Raw genomic sequence first — 17,726 nt, forward strand, 5'->3', positions numbered from 1 at the left:
CGGTCACGGGAGCGACGGGTAGGCGGGACCGAAGCTCGACTCGACGTACGCCTCGGTGGTGAGGAGCGGCGTCTTCGTGTCCTCATTGCGGTAGATCGGCTGGACGATGCAGTTCGCCTGACCGCACTCGTCGGGCTCGGGGAAGAGCACGTCGGCCACGAGCCAGAACCTGCTGCCCGAGTCGTCGGGCGTGAAGGTGACGGGCCGCTCCGGGCTGAAGAACCCCGTGGGCCCGAGGTCGGCGCCGAGGGTGCTGTTGCAGAAGATCTTGATCCGCGGGTGGATGTCCTTGGTCACCCGGCCACCGTAGTAATGCACGCCGATCCGCATCCACTGGCCCTTCGGCGGGTAGTCGATGTTGATGTTCTCGGGCGCGCAGAAATCCGGGTCGTCGGGGTCGCTCACCGTGGGATCGCACTCCCGGTTGTCGAGGTCGAGCCGCGGGTTGTGGCAGCCGCGCTCGTAGTCGCGCCACTCCTCCCCGACGCCCCGAGGCGCGAAGAAGCAGGTGTTGTTGCTCTCCACCGGGTCGAGGTACCAGTTCACCGGATCCGGCGGCGTCGCGGTGTTGCTGAACCAGCGGATCTCCGTGGATTCCACGAATTGCTCGATGGTGCAGTTGTTCCAGCCGCAGTCCGCGGGCGAGCCCGACGTCGACCAGGGCTGCGTGTTGTTCGGCTTGTGCAGGTGCAGGTCGAGATCGACGTTGCCGAACTCGTGCTCCCACTGGAGCTCGACGCGCAGGCCGCCCGCGCCGACGAAGAGCGGGTAGTGGCAGCTCTGGGTCTCGCCGCTCGCGACGCGCTTCGTGTACGTGACCGTATACTCGCCCGATTGCAGCGGCTTGAAATCGTCCGCCGGGTCCGATCCGCCCACGCCGGGGCACGGGTCGACGCCCTCGGGGCACTCCACCGTCCACACCTCGGAGCCCGCGACCGCATCCGCGCTGAAGATGCCCGTGCCCGGCTTGAGATCGACGTCGGCGAACGGCGGCGCCTGGATCGGGTGGCACGCGATGGAGCTGTTCGAATAGCAGCCCTCGTCGGCGTGCACGCCGCCGACGCACGGGCCCCACGTGCCGGTCTCGTCGCAGAGCTGGGAGCCGGGGTAGCAGCCCTCGGCGTCCCGGAACGACGGATCCCCGCGGAAGCAGGAGTGCGCCTGGCCGGGGACGCAGGGGCACTCCTCGTCGATCTCGCCGTCGCAATCGTCGTCCAGGCCGAGGTTGGCGCCGGCGCACAGCTCCTTGTCGCCGCACGCGCTCCCGCACGGGTTCACCGTCACGTCGGGGGTGTTCTCCTGCCCTCCATCGGTGTTGAGCAGCCCGCCCAGCCCGTCGAGGCCGCCGACCCCGCTGCCCTCTCCCGCCTCGCCGCCGGCCCCGCCCAGGCCGCCCGCCGCCCCTACGCCGGTGTCGCCACCTCCGCTCGGGTTGAACGCGCCGGGCTTGCCGGTCGCGCTGCAGCCAGCCGCGATGCCGGCGCTCGACACCGCAGCGCCCACGAGGATGAGGAGCGAGGACGAGAAACGAAGTCGACCCATGAGACCTCCATTCGAGGGCAATGCGGTGATCAAGCGGATCCACCCCCGCCCGCCACCCCGGCATTCAGAGCTCACGCGAGTGTAGCAAAATCAGCAACCGACAACTGCACTGTAGCGCAGCAGGGAAATGCGGCCCGCGAATGGTGCGCCGCCGCTGATCCAGACGCCGTCGACAGGCTCACATGTCAGGCGAGCTGCGGCGCTCGACGAAGGCCGCGGGCGCTCGACGAAGGCCGCGGGCGCTCGACGAAGGCCGCGGCGCTCGACGAAGGCCGCGGGCGCTCCCGCCGCCGACGCGCGGCGTCCTGTCGGGCCGAGGAGCGCCGCGCCGGAACACCGCGTCACCGCGACCCTGGAGAGCGCTGTGGCGTTGCAGTGCCGCTTGCAGGCGGCCAATGCGGGACGGACGCGCCCCGGCCGCCGGAGGACGCTATCCGACGATCGGCAGCTGCCGGCCGCCCTTGGCCCTCGCCGGCTGCGGCGGCTGCGGCCCCTGCTGCGGCTGCGCCGCGGGCGGAGCGGCCGTCTCCTCGATGTGCACGCCGGACCGGAAGCGCTGCTCGCCGCCCGCGATCTTCCGGTGCGCCAGCGTGTGCTGCATGAAATTCAGCGGAAAGAAGCCGGCCAGCTGAATCCAGCTCGACTGTCGCGTCAGGGTAAACCTGCGCCATATCGAGGAAGGCGCGTAGAATTTCGTCCACGCCGACACCCAGCCCTCCCGGAGCCGCTCCCGGGACATCTGCTTGGGCACGAAATACGGTGAGCCGGCGTCGTGGTCGCGGCGCAGCCACCAGCGCTCGTCCGTGAGGCGCCCCTCCGCCTTCAGGCGGCGGTACAGCTGCGTCGCCGGGTACGGGGTGAGGATGGCATACAGCGCCATCGTCAGCTTCATGTCGATGCCGAACTCCACGGTGCGATCGAACACCTCGGGATCGTCCGTGTCGAAACCGAAGACGAAGCTCCCCCAGACCGAGATGCCGTGATCGTGGAGCATCGCCATCGTCTCCTTGTACTGCGAGGGCCGGTTCTGCCGCTTGCCGGTGAACTTGACCGTCTCCTCGTCGATGCTCTCGAAGCCGATGAAGAGCGCCTTGCACCCGCTCTCGGCCATGAGCTTCACGTTCTCGAGGCGCTTGACCGCGGCGAGCGAGCACTGGCCGATCCAGTGCTTCTTCAGCGGCACCATCCGGGTGAACAGCTCCTTCGAGTAGGCCCGGTGGATCATCACGTTGTCGTCCGCAAACATGATGAGCTTGCCGAGCGACCTGAGCTCGCTCAGCACCTCGTCGGTCGGGCGGAACCGCATCGTGGTGCCGTTCGCCGTCGACACGCTGCAGAACTCGCACGGGTAAGGGCAGCCGCGCATCGTCTGCACGACCTGGAACGGGATGTACTTCTTGGAGGTGAACAGATCGCGCCGCGGCGGGGGCCTGCCGGCCAGGTTCGGCAGCTCCGGACGGTAGATCGGCTTGAGCTCACCGCGCTTCGCGTCCGCGAGCAGGACGGGCCACGCGTCCTCCGCCTCGCCGACCACGACGGCGTCCGCGTGCTGCATCGCCTCGTCGGGGCAGGCCGTGGGGTGGATGCCCCCGAGCACCACCTTGACGCCGCGCCTGCGGTAAGCGGCGGCGATATCGTAGCTCCGGCGCGCGGTCTTGCTGTCGACGCTGATGCCGACGAGATCGACGTCCTTGACGTCGCGCTGGAGATCGAAGGGCTGCACGACGTCGTCGGTGTAGATGACCTCGTCCTCGGGGGGCGTGAGCGCCGCGAGGGTGCCGAGCCCCACCCGGGGCAGGTACGCGGAATCTTCGCTTGCCGTGGCGATGAGCTCGATCTGCATGGCGGATCGTGCTTATCACGGGGCCGCGCCGGCCCGTACCGCCGAGGCGCGCCGCACGAGGATCTCCGGCCGCGGCTGGCCCGGCGGCGTCGGCACCTCGGGGCTCGCCGGCGGTCCCTTGTCGGGGGCGTGCGGGGCGGGCGGGACCTCGTGCGGCACCTCACGCTCCGGCCGCGGCGGCTCGGGGTGATGCGGCACCTCTCGCCCCGGCTCGGTCGGGGGGAGGATCTCCGGCCCGGGTCTCCCTGGCGGAGTCGGCACCTCCGGCGCCGGCCTGCCGGGGACCCCCGGCCCGGGCTGCCCTGGCTCCGCAGGCGGCCCGGGCACCGGCTGGAACGGGACCTCGGGGGTGATCGCGGTCGTCGCGGCCGCACCGCCGGGCCCGCCGGCGCTGCGGATCTCGTCGCGCGTCGTCATCCACGGAGGGTAGGGCCGCGGCGCCCCGCCCGCATCGGGGGCTCCCTGCTTTGCGCTAGGCGCGCCGCCTCGTCCGGCGCAACCTCCGCGCGCTCCGGACGCGGAGCCGCGCTCCGGACGCGGAGCCCAAGGAGACCCAACTACGCATGAGCCTGCTCTCTCACGCCGCCGTCTTTCTCGGCGCCGCCGTGGTCGCCGTGCCGCTGTTCAAGCGGCTCGGCCTCGGCGCCGTGCTCGGCTACCTCGTCGCAGGCGCGCTCATCGGCCCCTGGGGCCTGCGGATCGTCACCGACGTCGAGAACATCCTCCACTTCTCGGAGCTCGGCGTGGTGCTGCTCCTCTTCCTCATCGGCCTCGAGCTCCAGCCGTCGCGGCTCTGGGTGCTGCGGCGCGCGGTGTTCGGGCTCGGCGGCGCGCAGGTCGCCGTCACGGGCGCGCTCATCGCGCTCATCGGCGTCGCGCTCGGCCACCGCGCCGACACGGCGGCCATCGCCGGCCTCGGGCTCTCGCTCTCGTCCACGGCGTTCGTGCTGCAGATCCTCGCCGAGAAGGGCCAGATGCAGGCGCAGCACGGCCGCTCCGCGTTCGCGATCCTGCTGTTCCAGGACCTCGCCGTCATCCCGCTGCTCGCGCTGCTCCCCCTGCTCGGCCCGGGGGGCGGGTCCTCGGCCGAGGGGAGCGCCCTCGCCTCGTCGTTCAAGGCGGTGGCCGTGCTGCTCGCCGTGGTCGCCGGCGGCCGCTACCTCGTGCGCCCCGTCTTCCGGGCGATCGCCGCCGCCCACGCCCACGAGATCTTCACCGCCGCGGCCCTGCTCGTCGTGCTCGGCACGGCGCTCCTCATGGTGCAGGTGGGCCTGTCGATGTCGCTCGGCGCCTTCATGGCGGGCGTGCTGCTCGCCGACTCGGAGTACCGCCACGAGCTCGAGGCCGACATCGAGCCGTTCAAGGGGCTGCTGATGGGGCTGTTCTTCATCGCCGTCGGCATGTCGGCGAACATCGGCCTGCTCATCGAGCGGCCGCTGCTCGTCCTCGGGCTCGTCCTCGGCATGATGGCGCTCAAGGCCGCCGTCCTGTTCGTCCTCGGCAGGGCGAGCGGGCACGCCGTGGGCTCCGCGCGCGACCTCGCGCTCGCGCTCCCGCAGGGGGGCGAGTTCGCCTTCGTCCTCTTCGGGCTGGCCGCGGGGCAGGGCATCATGGACAGGCTCCTCGCCGACCTCCTCGTCGTCGTGGTCACCCTGTCCATGGCGCTCACGCCGCTCGTCATCGCGCTCGGCGACCTGCTCCTCCAGCGATGGCGGCGGGCCGGCCCAGCGCGGGAGTTCGACGCGATCGAGGACGGCGACCCCCAGGTCATCATCGCCGGATACGGCCGCTTCGGCCAGATCGTCTCCCGCGTCCTCCGCACGAGGAAGATCCCCTTCACCGCGCTCGACGCGAGCGCCACGCAGGTCGACTTCGTCCGCAAGTACGGCAACAAGATCTATTACGGCGACGCCTCCCGGCTCGACCTGCTCCGCGCGGCGCGCGCCGACAAGGCGAAGATCTTCGTGCTGGCGATCGACGACGTCGCGTCCTCGGTGAAGACGGCAGAGATCGTGAAGCGGCACTTCCCGGAGCTCAAGATCTACGCGCGCGCCCGCAACCGCCAGCACGCGTACCAGCTCATGGATATCGGGGTGGAGCTGCTCGAGCGGGAGACGTTCCGGTCGTCGCTCGAGGTGGCGGCGCGCGTGCTGGAGGGCCTCGGGATGCGCGCGCCGGACGCCCAGGCGATCGTCGAGCGGTTCAGGGCCCACGACGAGCGGGTGCTCCTCCGCGGGCACGCGGTCCACAACGACGAGGCCAAGCTCATCGAGGCCGCGAGGCAGGCCGCGCAGGAGCTGGAGGGGCTGTTCGAGACCGACGAGAGCGCGCCGTCCGGCAGGGACGAAAAAGCCGCTGCCGTGTGACGCAGGCCGCCGCGCAGCCGCGGCCTGCGCCACATGGCCAGAACAAGTTCGTCAGTCTAACTAAGTTGCCCGCCGCGCTCCGTGCGACGCACGCAGCGACCGGCAGGGCCTCCCCGCGGCCTGAGCTTCATGGCCACGAACAAGTTCGTCAGCCTAACTAAGTAGGCCCCTGCGCCTCGTGCGGCGTACGCAGCAGTCGGCAGGGCCCCTCCGCGGCCTGAGCTTCATGGCCACGAACAAGTTCGTCAGCCTAACTAAGTAGGATCCTGCGCCTCGTACGACGCACGCAGCAGTCGGGAGGGCCTCCCCGCGGCCTGAGCCTCATGGTCGCGAACAAGTTCGTCAGCCTAACTAAGTAGGTCCCTGCGCTTCGTGCGACGCACACAGCGATCCTCGTAGCGCGCCGCGCAACGCGCCTTCCCGCTGCGCCGGCTCACCCCGAGCGCCGGCCGACCGCGCGCCGCGCCGCGTCGCTCACTCCTGTTCCTGCTTCGCGCCGATGCCGTGGCGGCGAAGGTAAGCCCGCACGTGCGCCCGCTCCATGCCCGCGCGCCGCGCCATCTCGCTGACGTTGCCCTTCGCCTCCTCGGACAGGGCGGCGAAATAGTCGCGCTCGAACCGCGCGAGCACGTCGCGCTTCGCCTCCTGGAACTGGCGGCCCTTCAGCGAGGCGAACGAGCCGTTGAACGCGCCGCCGCCGCCGGCGGCCGGGTGGATCGAGGGCGACGAGTTGCCGTGCACCGGCGTCTCGGTGAGCGCGCCGAGGTGCGCCGCGATGTCGATCTCCTCGCCCTCGCCCGCGAGCGCGAACGCGACGGCGACCGCGTTCCTGAGCTCGCGGACGTTGCCCGGCCAGTCGTGCCGCATCAGCCGCTCGAGCGTGCTGTTCGAGACGCGCTCGTAGGCGGTCTCGTCGCCGAGATCCTTCAGCATCCGGCGGACGAGCACCGGGATGTCCTCCACGCGCTGCCGGAGCGCCGGCAGCTCGATCTTGATCTGCGCGACGCGGAAGTAGAGGTCGCTCCGGAAGTTGCCGCCGTTGACCGCGCGCACGAGGTCGCGGCGCGTCGCCGCGAGCACCCGCACGTCGACCTCGCGGTAGCTCGACCCGCCGACGCTCTTGATGCGGCGCTCGGCGAGCGCGCGGAGGAGCTTCGGCTGCACCTCGAGCGGCAGCTCGCCGAGCTCGTCGAGGAAGATCGTGCCGCCGTCCGCCTCGATGAACGGCGAGAGGCGCTTGTCGACCGCCCCGGTGAACGCGCCGCGCTCGTGGCCGAAGAGCGTCGCCTCGGCGAGCGTCGGCGGGATCGAGCCGCAGTCGACGACCACGAACGGCTTCTTCGAGCGGGCGCTCGCCTGGTGCAGCGCCTGGGCGACGAGCTCCTTGCCCGTCCCGGTCTCGCCCGTGATGAGCACCGTGAGATCGGTCGGCGCCATCTTGGAGAGGCGCTCGAAGATGGCGCGCATCCCGGGGCTGCTCGCCACGAGCGGGCCGAACTGCGGGATGGCCGACACCGTGATGCGCTCGGGGCGCAGCGGCTCGAACTGGATCTCGGTCTCGCCGAGCCGGAGCTTCGTGCTCGTGAGGAGGTAGATGTCGCCGACCCGCACGCCGCCGACGAACGTCCCGTTCCTGCTGTCGAGGTCGCGCACGCGGACGCCCTGCTCGGTGGCGACGAACTCGGCGTGCACCGCGCTCACCTTGGCGTCGTCGAGGACCAGCTGGCAGGCCGCGTTGCGGCCCACGATGACGGGATCGGTGCCGATCTCCAGCCATCCGCCGCCGCGAGCGGCCGACGACTTCGTCGGGCGGATGCGCCCGCCGCGCACCTCGACCCTGTTCTTCGTGCCTACCGTGGCGTCGAGCAACTCAATGCCTCTCTGTCTTGCGGCGCGAAGGAGGGCCCTCCGGCCGGGGAATCTCTGCGGCCCCCGTCCTGCTCGGCGGCGCCGGCGGCACCGCGCCGGACCTGCTCGGCGGCGCCGGCGGCACCGCGCCAGACCTGCTCGGCGGCGCCGGCGGCACCACGCCGGACCGGCTCGGCGGCGCCGGCGGCACCACGCCGGACCGGCTCGGCGGCGCCGGCGGCACCGCGCCGGACCGGCTCGGCGGCGCCGGCGGCACCGCGCCAGACCTGCTCGGCGGCGCCGGCGGCACCGCGCCGGACCTGCTCGGCGGCGCCGGCGGCACCGCGCCGGACCTGCTCGGCGGCGCCGGCGGCACCGCGCCGGACCTGCTCGGCGGCGCCGGCGGCACCGCGCCAGACCTGCTCGGCGGCGGCGGGGGCACCGAGCCCCCGGTCCTGCTCGGCGGCGGCGGCAGCGAGCCCCCGGTCCTGCTCGGCGGCGGCGGCATCGAGCCACCGGTCCTGCTCGGCGGCGGCGGCGGCATCGAGCTCGGGCCGACATCGGCGAAGCCGCCGTTCTCCGTCATCGTCGGGGGGCCGTCGACGACCGTGGGGTTGTCCTCCAGGAACGCCTCGGGCAGCTCCGAGGGGTACCGGCTCCGCTGCGAGCGGCGCACCGCGCGCGTGATGTTCGCGGGCTGGATGGCGCGCCAGCTCGCGAGCGCCTCGGCCGCGGTGCTGAAGCGACCCTCGCGCCGGCGATCGAGCGCCCGCTCGAGGAAGCGCTCGATGCCCACCGGCCACTTCTCGCCGGTCGCCTCGGCGAGCGACGGCGCCGGGCGGTCGAGCTTCATCGCGACGAGCACCGCGGCCGTCGCGCCCTCGAAGGGCAGCCGCCCGGACAGGGCGCGGAAGGCCACCGCGCCGACCGCGTAGATGTCCGCCCGCTCGTCGGCCCGCGCCGCGCCGCGCACCTGCTCCGGCGCCATGTACGCGAACGAGCCCAGCGTCGCGTCGAAGGCGGTGAGCGTCGGCTCCTCCTTCTCGCGCCGGGTGAGCTTGGAGATGCCGAAGTCGAGGATCTTCGCGCGCTCGCGCCGATCGGGCAGGCCGAGGTGCTCGAGGTAGATGTTGCCGGGCTTGAGGTCGCGGTGGATGACGCCGGCGGCGTGCGCCGCCACGAGCCCCTGGAGGACGTCGTCGATGATCGGGCCGACCTCGCTGAAGGGCAGGTACTGCTCGCGCTTCAGCCGGTCCGCGAGCGACTCGCCGTCGAGCTGCTCGAACACGAGCAGGTGCGCGCCGTCCTCGGTCTCGCCGACCTCGAGCAGCTGGCAGACGTACGGGCTCTTGATCGCCGAGGCGATCTTGGCCTCGCGGTCGAAGCGCCGCACGAGGTCGGGCTTCATCGCGGCGCGCGCGAGCAGGACCTTGATGGCGACCTGCTGCATGTCCGATTCCCGTGTCGCCGCCCAGACTTCGCCCATGCCCCCCCGCCCGAGCAAGCGGGTGACTCGGTAGCCAGCAACAACGTCGCCCGGGTGGATCGCCACGTAACCTGGATCGGGACCGTACCACCGCGAACCCGAAACAGGTGAGAAAAAAGCGAGCGTCCAGGTAAACCCCGTGATTCCCGGAGCGAGCGGAACCGATCACGTCAGGCGCGCGAAGCGGCGGCGCGGATCGCGGCGGCGCAGCGGCTCGCGGCGGCTCGCGGCGGCTCGCGGCGGCTCGCGGCGCGAAGCTGCAGCGGCGACCGCGCCGGCGCAGGTGCCCGCGCGCGGCACGGCACGGCTCCGCGCGGAGCGAGCACGAAACGGACGAGGCGCCGCGCCGGCGGGCGCGCCCAGGGGAGCCGGCGCCGGGCGCACGTCGGTTCGGAGGACCACGGCCGCGCGGCGGGCGCGGCCCGAGCCCGCGCCGCAGCGCGGAATCCCGGGAGAACCCGAGGGGCGGCGGCACTAGCCCGATGCGCCATGATTCTGTAGGCTCGCCGCGCCATGCCGCGCACAGCCGAGGACGTCGAAACCTACCTCCTGCAGCTCGATCGCCGGTTCGAGAACGACGCCGGTACCTACCTCGTCTCGGGGGGCGCTGGCGCGCCGCCGATCGCGATCCGCATCGATCCACCCATCGTGGCGGTGCGCGTCTCGATCGGCCCCGTGCCCGCCGACGACGCGCACCAGACCAAGCTCTTCCGCCGCCTGCTCGAGTACAACGCGACCGACCTGATGCATGCTTCGTACGGGATCGAGGCCGGCACCATCGTCCTGTCGGCGGCGCTGGAGCTCGAGAACCTCGACATGAACGAGCTCGAGGCGATCCTGAGCGACATCGATCTCGCGCTCGCCCGCCACGTCCCCGTGCTGCACGATCTCGCGCTGAGCTGACCTGCCGCGCCTTTCGACCCTGCGCTACCCGAGAGTTGGAGCTGATCTATGGGAATTTTCGCGCGCCTTGCGACCCTCATCAAGTCGAACCTGAACGACCTCATCAGCCGCTCGGAGGACCCCGAGAAGATGCTGAACCAGGTCGTCATCGACATGGCAAACCAGCTGATCGAGGCGAAGAAGCAGGTCGCCGTCTCGATCGCCGACGAGAAGCGGCTGGCGAAGCAGGCCGAGCAAGAGGCGGCCAACGCCGCGGAGTGGGAGCGCCGGGCGATGCTCGCCATCAAGGCGGGCGACGACGCGCTGGCCAAGGAGGCGCTGAACCGCAAGAAGGAGCACGACCAGCTCGCCGCGACCTACAAGGACCAGTGGCAGAAGCAGAAGCAGGCGGTCGACCAGCTGAAGACGGCCCTGCGCCTCCTCAACAACAAGATCGAGGAGGCGAAGCGCAAGAAGAACGTGCTCATCGCCCGGAAGAAGCGGGCCGAGGCGCAGAAGGCGATCCAGGAGACCATGAGCGGTCTCAACAACGCCTCCGCCTTCGAGACGTTCGACCGCATGTCGAACAAGATCGACCAGATCGAGGCCGAGGCCGAGGCCGCCGGGGAGATCGCCGAGCAGTACACGGGCGACACGCTGGCGCACCGGTTCGGGCAGCTCGAGGCGACGGCGGGCGCGGACGAGGAGCTGCTCGCGCTCAAGCGGAAGATGGGCGTGCTCCCGCCCGAGCCGCCGCCCGCGGCCACGCCGCCGCAGGTGCGCGTGGCCGGCGCGGGCGGCGCGCCGACCGGCATGCCCCAGGCCGAGCAGGACGAGCTCGCGGCGGCCATCGCGGAGCTCGAGGCCGAAGAACAACGTGAACAAGCCAGGATGAAGCGCTAGAGCACGCCCGCCCATGAGCCAAGCCGCTACGGCGCTCCGCCGTCCCGAATCGAACGCCGCCCCCGCCGCTCCCGTCCCCGTACACGCCGAAGAGGTCGGCGCCTTTCTCGAGCGCGTCGGCGTCAGCTCGTCCGGCGGCCTCTCCGAGGCCGAAGCGCAGAAGCGCCTCGCGGAGCACGGGAAGAACCTCCTGCCCGAGACGAAGAAGAAGAGCGCGCTCGTCCGCATCCTCGAGCAGTTCGCGAACCCGCTCGTCCTCACGCTGCTCGCCGCGGCGACGATCGCCGTGGTCGTCGGCTTCACGGCCGAGAAGCACGAGAGCTTCCTCCACAGGTTCGGCGACGCGATCGCCATCCTGCTCATCGTCATCCTGAACGCGTTCCTCGGCTACTACCAGGAGCGGCGCGCGGAGGCGGCCCTCGAGGCGCTCCAGAAGCTCAGCGCGCCGAGTGCGCGCGTGCGCCGCGGCGGCAAGACCGTGGTCATCGCGGCCGAGGACGTCGCGCCCGGCGACATCCTCGAGCTCGAGGCGGGCGACGCGGTCCCGGCCGACGCGCGGCTCGTGCAGACGATCAGCTTCGCGACCGAGGAGGCGGCGCTGACGGGCGAGAGCGCGGCCGCGGTCAAGGACGCCCTCGCCCCGGTCGCGCGCGACGCGCCGCTCGGCGACCGCGTGACGATGATCTTCACCGGCACGAGCGTCGTGCGCGGCAAGGGGCGCGCGGTCGTGACCGCGACCGGCGTGCACACCGAGCTCGGCCGCATCGGCGAGATGATCCGCTCGGTCGGCGAGCAGAAGACGCCCCTCGAGGAGCGCCTCGATCGCTTCGGCGCGATCATCCTGCGGGTGTGCCTGGCGCTCTCCGCGGTGCTGCTCGGCTGGGGGTTCATCCGGGGCGGGCGGCCGTGGCACGAGCTCCTGCTCGAGGGCGTGAGCCTCGCCGTGGCCGCCATCCCCGAGGGGCTTCCCGCGATCACGACGATCACGCTCGCGCTCGGGATGCAGCGCATGGCGAAGCGCGGGGCGATCGTCCGCAAGCTGCCCGCGGTCGAGACGCTCGGCGCCGCGACGATCATCGCGTCGGACAAGACGGGCACGCTCACCCAGAACGAGATGACCGTGCGCAACGTGTACGCGGGCGGCCACCGCTACACCGTGTCCGGCGAGGGGTACAACCCGGTCGGCGCGGTGCGCGACGAGGCCGGCGCGGAGGTCGCCGACCTGTCGGCGCCCCTCAGCTACCTGCTCGCGACCGTCGCGCTCTGCAACAACGCGTCGCTGAACGAGGACCAGGCGACGGGCCGCTGGAACATCGTCGGCGACCCGACCGAGGGGGCGCTGCTCACGCTGGCCGCGAAGGGCGGCCAGTCGCGCGAGTCGGTGGCGCCGTCGCACGCGTTCGTGCACGAGCTGCCCTTCGACAGCGATCGCAAGCGGATGACGGTGATCACGCGGGACGAGCGCGGCCGCGAGATCGCGCACGTGAAGGGGAGCGTCGACGTGCTCCTGCCGCTCTGCGTGAAGTTCGCGGACGACAAGGGGGTGCGGGCGCTGACCGAGGACGACCGGCGCGCGATCACCGCCGAGGCCGATCGCATGAGCGAGGCCGCGCTGCGCGTGCTCGCGATCTGCCGCCGCGTGCGGGTCAGCCACGACGCAGACGACATCGAGCGCGAGCTCACGTTCCTCGGCCTGGTCGGGATGATGGACCCGCCGCGGCAGGGGGTGAAGGAGGCGGTGGCCGAGTGCCGCCGCGCCGGCATCCGCGCCGTCATGATCACGGGCGACCACCGGCTCACCGCGACGGCGATCGCCAAGGAGATCGGGCTCTGGGACGAGGGCGACGAGGCGCTCAGCGGCGCGGAGCTCGCGGCGATGAGCGACGAGGAGCTCGCGCGGCGGATCATGCACCTGCGCGTCTTCGCCCGGACGACGGCGGAGCAGAAGCTCCGGCTCGTGCGGGCGTTCAAGGCGCACGGCCACATCGTGGCGATGACGGGCGACGGCGTGAACGACGCGCCCGCGCTCCGCGAGGCGCACATCGGCGTGGCGATGGGGCGCGGCGGCACGGACGTGGCGCGGCAGGCGGCGGACCTCGTGCTCGCGGACGACAACTTCGCGACCATCGTCGAGGCGGTGCGCGAGGGGCGCGCCATCTACCGCAACATCCAGAAGTTCATCTTCTTCCTCCTCTCGTCGAACATGGGCCTGCTCGTGGCCGTGTTCGTGGTCTCGTTCTTCGGCAAGTGGCCGCCGCTGACGCCGCTGATGATCCTCTGGATCAACCTCGTGACGAACGGCCTGCCGGCGCTCGCGCTCGGCATCGATCCGCCGGATCCGCAGCTCATGTCCGAGGCGCCGCGGCCGCGCGACGAGGGCCTGCTCGTCAAGCGCGACTACCTCGGGATCCTCTACGTCGGCGCGTTCATGGGGCTCGCGGCCGTGGCGCTCTACGCCACGTCGGAGCAGACCGAGGACGCGCTGCTCCGCACGCGCGCCGTCGCCTTCTCGCTGCTCGCGCTGTCGCCGCTCTTCCACGCCTGGAGCTGCCGCAGCCCGGTGATCTCGATCTTCGCGTCGAAGCCGCTCGTCAGCCTCCCGCTCCTCGTGGCGGTGGCGGCCAGCGCGGCGATCCACCTGATCGCGCTGCTCGTGCCCGCGCTGCGCCCGGTCTTCCGCACGTACGCGATGTCGTCGCACGAGTGGATGGTCCTGCTCGTCCTCTCGGCGCTCATCGTGCCGGCCGTCGAGATCGCGAAGCTCGTGTATCGCCGGATCCGGCCGGTCGACGCCGGCCCCGCCCGCCTCCCCGCCTCCGCCGGCCCCCGCTGATCCCCCGACATGGGCCGGCGCCGCCGGCCCCTCCCCCGCCGCGGCGAAGTCGCCACGCCGCCGCGCCGAGGTCGCCACGCCGCCGCGCCGAGGCGCCACCCCGCCGCGCCGAGGTCGCCGCCTGGGCGCTGTTTTCGCGCGACGGCGGAGCGGCCTCGGGCGCCGCGGCGGCCGCGGGCCCCCCGCGCGCTGAGCGATCCGGAAACAAAGTGCTCGTGGTAAGAACAAGCGGGCGCGGAGAGGCGTCCAAACCCGAGCTTATGAGACGTAGAACACCTTCCCTCCGTGCGCCGGGGGCGCCTGCCCTCGGTTCCCGCCTCGCCGCGCTCGCGCCGGCCGCGCTGGTCGCCCTGGCAGCCGCGGCGCCCTCCCCCGCCCTCGCCGCCGGCACGCCGATCGCGGCGCCGCTCGTCGAGTCGAAGTGGCTCAAGCTCGATGGAGTCCCGAAGGAGTGGCCGGTGGCGCTCACCTCCCTCGGCGTCAAGGTGAAGGGCAAGCCGAGCAAGGCGGACCTCGCCGCGCAGGTGGCCATCGCCTACGACGACGCGCGGGTCTACGTGGCGGCCGACGTGACCGATGACGCGCTGCGCGGCGGCGCGGATCACGTGAAGCTCGTCCTCGGCTTCCCGGGCGGGAAGGTCCAGGAGGTCGCGCTCTACCCGGGACAGCCGGGCAAGAGCCGGGGCATCGTGAAGCTGCCGGGCGGCAAGGAGGCGGCGGGGGCGAAGGTGATCGAGGCGCCGCGGGCCGGCGGGTACACGCTCGAGGCGAGCGTCCCCTGGTCGGCGTTCCCCGAGGCGGCGACGACCCGGGTCGGGCTGCGGGCGGGGCTCTTCGTCCACGACGCCGACGGCGCCGGCGGGGTCGACGCGATCGTCGGCAGCGCCGCCTCGGAGGCGTACGCGTCGCTGTCGCCGCTCGCGACCGAGCCCGAGCTCGCGGTCATCGACGGCCTGCTGAGGAGCAAGGGCATCCGCAGCGCCCCGAAGTACGACCTCGTCGCCGACGTCGCCGGCGACGCGATGCGGGAGCGGGTGACCGTTTACGAGCGGTACCTGGTCGTCCTCGGCCCCGGGTTCCGGAAGGGCGCGCAGTACTACTTCGAGGACCTCGGGGTCGACGCCAGCGAGGGGATGGTCCCGTCGCTCACGGCGCGCGACCTGACGGGCGACGGCCAGGCCGAGCTCATCCTGAGGAAGCGCACGGGCACCGGCGCCAAGTACCGCGAGGTGATGCACGTGCTGCAGTTCGGCGCCGGCGACACGCCGAAGCCGATCTTCCAGCACGAGATCGCGATCTCGACGGACAAGGGCTCGGTCGTCAACGACGTCGAGCTCGTGCCCGACGGCGCGAAGATGGCGATCCGCATCGAGCCGGGCAAGGCGACCCGCTACGACGCGAGCAACTACGCGGAGGGGGTGGAGCAGACGTACGACCCGCTGCTCTTGCCGTGGGGGCCGATCAAGTCGCAGCTCTACAAGCTGAACGGCGGGGTGTTCACGAAGGCGAGCGAGCAGCGGCAGGCGCCGGCCGCGGCCGCGCGCCCTGCGGCGGCGCGGGCCGAGGAGCCGCGGGTCGCGGCGAAGCCGGCCGGGCTGTCGCCGGCCGAGATGCTCGACAAGGTGTACGCGCTCTACCGGCGCGACCGCGCGGCGTCGTCGAGCAAGCCGCGGTTCGACCTCGGCGCCGACGTGGCCGGGGGTCGCGAGCCCGAGCGGGTGCTCCTGCACGACCGCGACCTCGTTGTGTTCGGCAAGGGCTTCCGGGGCGGCGCGGGGTACGCGTTCATGACGCTGGCGCAGTTCGCCGCGCCGGGCGACATCCGCTCGGTGCGCGCGCTCGATCTCACCGGCGACGGCAAGGCGGAGATCATCGTCCACGGCACCGTCCGCGCGGCGGCGCCCAAGGAGGCGGGCGCCGCGACCGTGGACCGCGACGTGGTGCTCATCTTCCGGCTGGAGGGCGAGGGCATCCAGCGGGTCTTCGCGGCCGAGGTCGGGCGCAGCATCGGCGACAAGAAGATCGTCGGCGAGCTCAAGTTCGTGCGCGCGGACGACAAGGTGGGGATCGAGCTCGCCCCCGGGCGGGCCGTCGAGTGGACGGAGCAGACGTATCCGTTCAACCAGGACAAGGGCCCCGTCGGCGGCTTCGAGCCGCTGCTCCTGCCGTGGGGGGGAGCGCAGCCGGCGCGGTACGTCTGGAATGGGTCGACCTTCGCCAAGTAGGCGGGCAGAGGGCCTCGCGGGGTCGCATGCCCCCATCGCCTTTCGGGGTGTGCGCGCGCCGCACCGGCTGCGGAGGGGAACTGCCGCGGTGGATGCGACGTGCGCATCCGCCTCGGCGGTTCATCTCTCGATCGATCAGCGGGATCGGCGCTCGAGTCGCCGATCGAAGGGGTCGCCTCCGCTCGACGGCTCGCGGGCTTGCCCGCTCACGCGCCCGGAGCCGCGCGCGAGGGCGTACGCGATGCCCGAATCGAGCGTGGACCGCACCAGGATCCCGCCCAGATCCGCCCCGAGCTCCACGAGCGCCCGCGAGATCGCGGGCTGGATCCCCGTCACGAGCACCTGCGCGCCGAGCAGATTCACCGCCCGCGCCGTCCGCACCAGCGCGCTGGCGACCTGGGTGTCGATGGTCGGCACGCCTGTAACGTCGAGGATCACCATGGAGGCCTGGTGGGCGACGATGCCTTCCAGCAGGGTCTCGAGCACCTGCTGCGCCCGGGGCGCGTCGATGTTGCCGACGAGCGGCATCACCACCACGCCGCGCGCGATCGGCAGCAGCGGCGTGGAGAGGGCGCGCAGCCTGGCCTCCTGCAGGCGGATGATCTCGTCCTGGAGCCGCTGAGCCTCGGCCTCGGCCGCTCGGCTCTCGGTGACCTCCACGGAGATGCCGCACACCGCATACAGCCTCCCTCGTGAATCGAGCAGCGGGAACCTCGTGGTCACGAAGTAATGGGTGCGGCCCTCGAGCAGGAGCTGCTCCTCCATGACGAGCGGCGCCTCCGTCGCGATGACCTGCCGCTCCGACTGCTCGAGACGCTCGGCGAGCTCCGAGGGCACGACGTCGCGAGCGGCGCGCCCGAGCACCGCCTCGCGGGAGAGGCCCATGAGCCGCTCGAAGTGCCTGTTGACGAGCGCGTAGCGGCCGTCCAGATCCTTGACGTAGACGGCGCTGGGCGCGTGCTCGACGATTGCGGTGACAAATGCCGCGCCGTCCTGGTACGCCTTCTCGGCGCGCATCCTGTCCGTCACGTCGAGGTTGATCCCGATCACGTAGCGCGCGTCGCCCACGTCGGCCCGTGACATCCTGGTCTCGGTCCACACGGTGCGGTCCTCGGCGCGCTCCAGGCCGGCGTCGGCCGTGTCGTACGGGGTCGGCGCCATGATCGCGCATTCGCCGCTCCGGATCACCCGATCGAAATGGGCGGTGTATCCGCCCGCCAAGGCCACCGGATCCTCGTACATATTGTGCTTGCCGACCATCGCTTCCTTCGACGGCACGGCCAGCATCTCGCGGTTCCGGAGGTTGATGTCCGCCAGGACGCCGTCGGCGCGGTAGAGAGCCGACGGGACGGGCAGATGCTCGAAGACGCCCTGGTACAGGGCCGCCTGCGCCTCCGCGGCCTGGGCGCGCTGCTCCAGCGCCTTGATCTCACGGCGGAGCCGCTCCAGCTCAGCCTGCATTCCGTCGATATCCACGCGCCCCCTGGGTCATCGTGCCTGCACCGTCAGCTCGCGAATGGCCGTCGCGCTCATGACAAGTATATTTGGTGCTATGCCGGACCCTTACATGGTCTGCCCAGCATTGCCAAGCCCATTCGATCCGAGCTCGGCTGTCGCGGCTGGTGTGTGGCGGCGCTCACGCCTGCGTGGACCTGTGCTCTGACGCCCGCGAGGTAATCCGCGTTCAGCCAATGTAGGCACGGCGGAGCCTCGCCCGCGCCTGGCGGGCGGGGCCTCTCGCCTCCCCGCGCATCACCGACGGTCCGCCTCGCCCGGTTCATCACCTCGATTTGAGGCT

At 71.9% G+C, this 17,726-nt stretch carries 11 protein-coding genes; 5 read left to right on the top strand and 6 right to left on the bottom strand.

The features are described 5' to 3' along the window. Positions 1 to 3: 3 nt before the first annotated feature. From WMF26_RS33100 to WMF26_RS33110, 3 genes are all read right to left on the bottom strand, one after another. Complete coding sequence (locus WMF26_RS33100) at positions 4 to 1,542, bottom strand: hypothetical protein (RefSeq protein ID WP_437995981.1); 1,539 nt, start codon at positions 1,540 to 1,542, stop codon at positions 4 to 6. A gap of 430 nt (positions 1,543 to 1,972) precedes the next feature. Beyond that, complete coding sequence (locus WMF26_RS33105; RefSeq protein ID WP_437332333.1) at positions 1,973 to 3,385, bottom strand: B12-binding domain-containing radical SAM protein; 1,413 nt, start codon at positions 3,383 to 3,385, stop codon at positions 1,973 to 1,975. A 15-nt stretch (positions 3,386 to 3,400) separates the two neighbouring features. Beyond that, on the bottom strand, positions 3,401 to 3,802 hold the full coding sequence (locus WMF26_RS33110) for a hypothetical protein (protein ID WP_437995982.1): 402 nt from the start codon (positions 3,800 to 3,802) through the stop codon (positions 3,401 to 3,403). A gap of 146 nt (positions 3,803 to 3,948) precedes the next feature. Here WMF26_RS33110 and WMF26_RS33115 point away from each other — a divergent pair, with 146 nt between their 5' ends. After that, on the top strand, positions 3,949 to 5,751 hold the full coding sequence (locus WMF26_RS33115) for a monovalent cation:proton antiporter-2 (CPA2) family protein (protein ID WP_437995983.1): 1,803 nt from the start codon (positions 3,949 to 3,951) through the stop codon (positions 5,749 to 5,751). A gap of 474 nt (positions 5,752 to 6,225) precedes the next feature. On the opposite strand, the gene WMF26_RS33120 is transcribed toward WMF26_RS33115, so the two are convergent. After that, positions 6,226 to 7,620, bottom strand: a complete 1,395-nt coding sequence (locus WMF26_RS33120) for a sigma 54-interacting transcriptional regulator (protein WP_437995984.1) — start codon at positions 7,618 to 7,620, stop codon at positions 6,226 to 6,228. Position 7,621: 1 nt separating this feature from the next. After that, the gene (locus WMF26_RS33125; protein ID WP_437995985.1) at positions 7,622 to 9,151 is read right to left on the bottom strand and encodes a protein kinase domain-containing protein; all 1,530 of its coding nucleotides are present in this window, start codon (positions 9,149 to 9,151) and stop codon (positions 7,622 to 7,624) included. Positions 9,152 to 9,598: 447 nt separating this feature from the next. Here WMF26_RS33125 and WMF26_RS33130 point away from each other — a divergent pair, with 447 nt between their 5' ends. The 4 genes from WMF26_RS33130 to WMF26_RS33145 all read left to right on the top strand — a co-directional run bounded on the left by WMF26_RS33130 (position 9,599) and on the right by WMF26_RS33145 (position 15,928). Then, a complete protein-coding gene (locus tag WMF26_RS33130) occupies positions 9,599 to 9,988 on the top strand; it encodes a hypothetical protein (protein WP_061626275.1) in 390 nt (129 codons plus the stop codon). A 48-nt stretch (positions 9,989 to 10,036) separates the two neighbouring features. After that, positions 10,037 to 10,870 (top strand): PspA/IM30 family protein, encoded by an 834-nt coding sequence (locus tag WMF26_RS33135; RefSeq protein ID WP_061626274.1) that lies wholly within the window; start codon positions 10,037 to 10,039, stop codon positions 10,868 to 10,870. A 13-nt stretch (positions 10,871 to 10,883) separates the two neighbouring features. Continuing rightward, on the top strand, positions 10,884 to 13,703 hold the full coding sequence (locus WMF26_RS33140) for a cation-translocating P-type ATPase (protein WP_437995986.1): 2,820 nt from the start codon (positions 10,884 to 10,886) through the stop codon (positions 13,701 to 13,703). A gap of 260 nt (positions 13,704 to 13,963) precedes the next feature. Continuing rightward, the gene (locus WMF26_RS33145) at positions 13,964 to 15,928 is read left to right on the top strand and encodes a hypothetical protein (protein WP_437995987.1); all 1,965 of its coding nucleotides are present in this window, start codon (positions 13,964 to 13,966) and stop codon (positions 15,926 to 15,928) included. Between the two features lie 135 nt (positions 15,929 to 16,063). On the opposite strand, the gene WMF26_RS33150 is transcribed toward WMF26_RS33145, so the two are convergent. Beyond that, positions 16,064 to 17,389, bottom strand: a complete 1,326-nt coding sequence (locus tag WMF26_RS33150; RefSeq protein WP_437995988.1) for a PAS domain-containing protein — start codon at positions 17,387 to 17,389, stop codon at positions 16,064 to 16,066. Positions 17,390 to 17,726 lie beyond the last annotated feature (337 nt).

This window comes from Sorangium sp. So ce185 (genome assembly GCF_051526825.1).
GTDB classification, from domain to species: Bacteria; Myxococcota_A; Polyangia; order Polyangiales; family Polyangiaceae; genus Sorangium; species Sorangium cellulosum_D.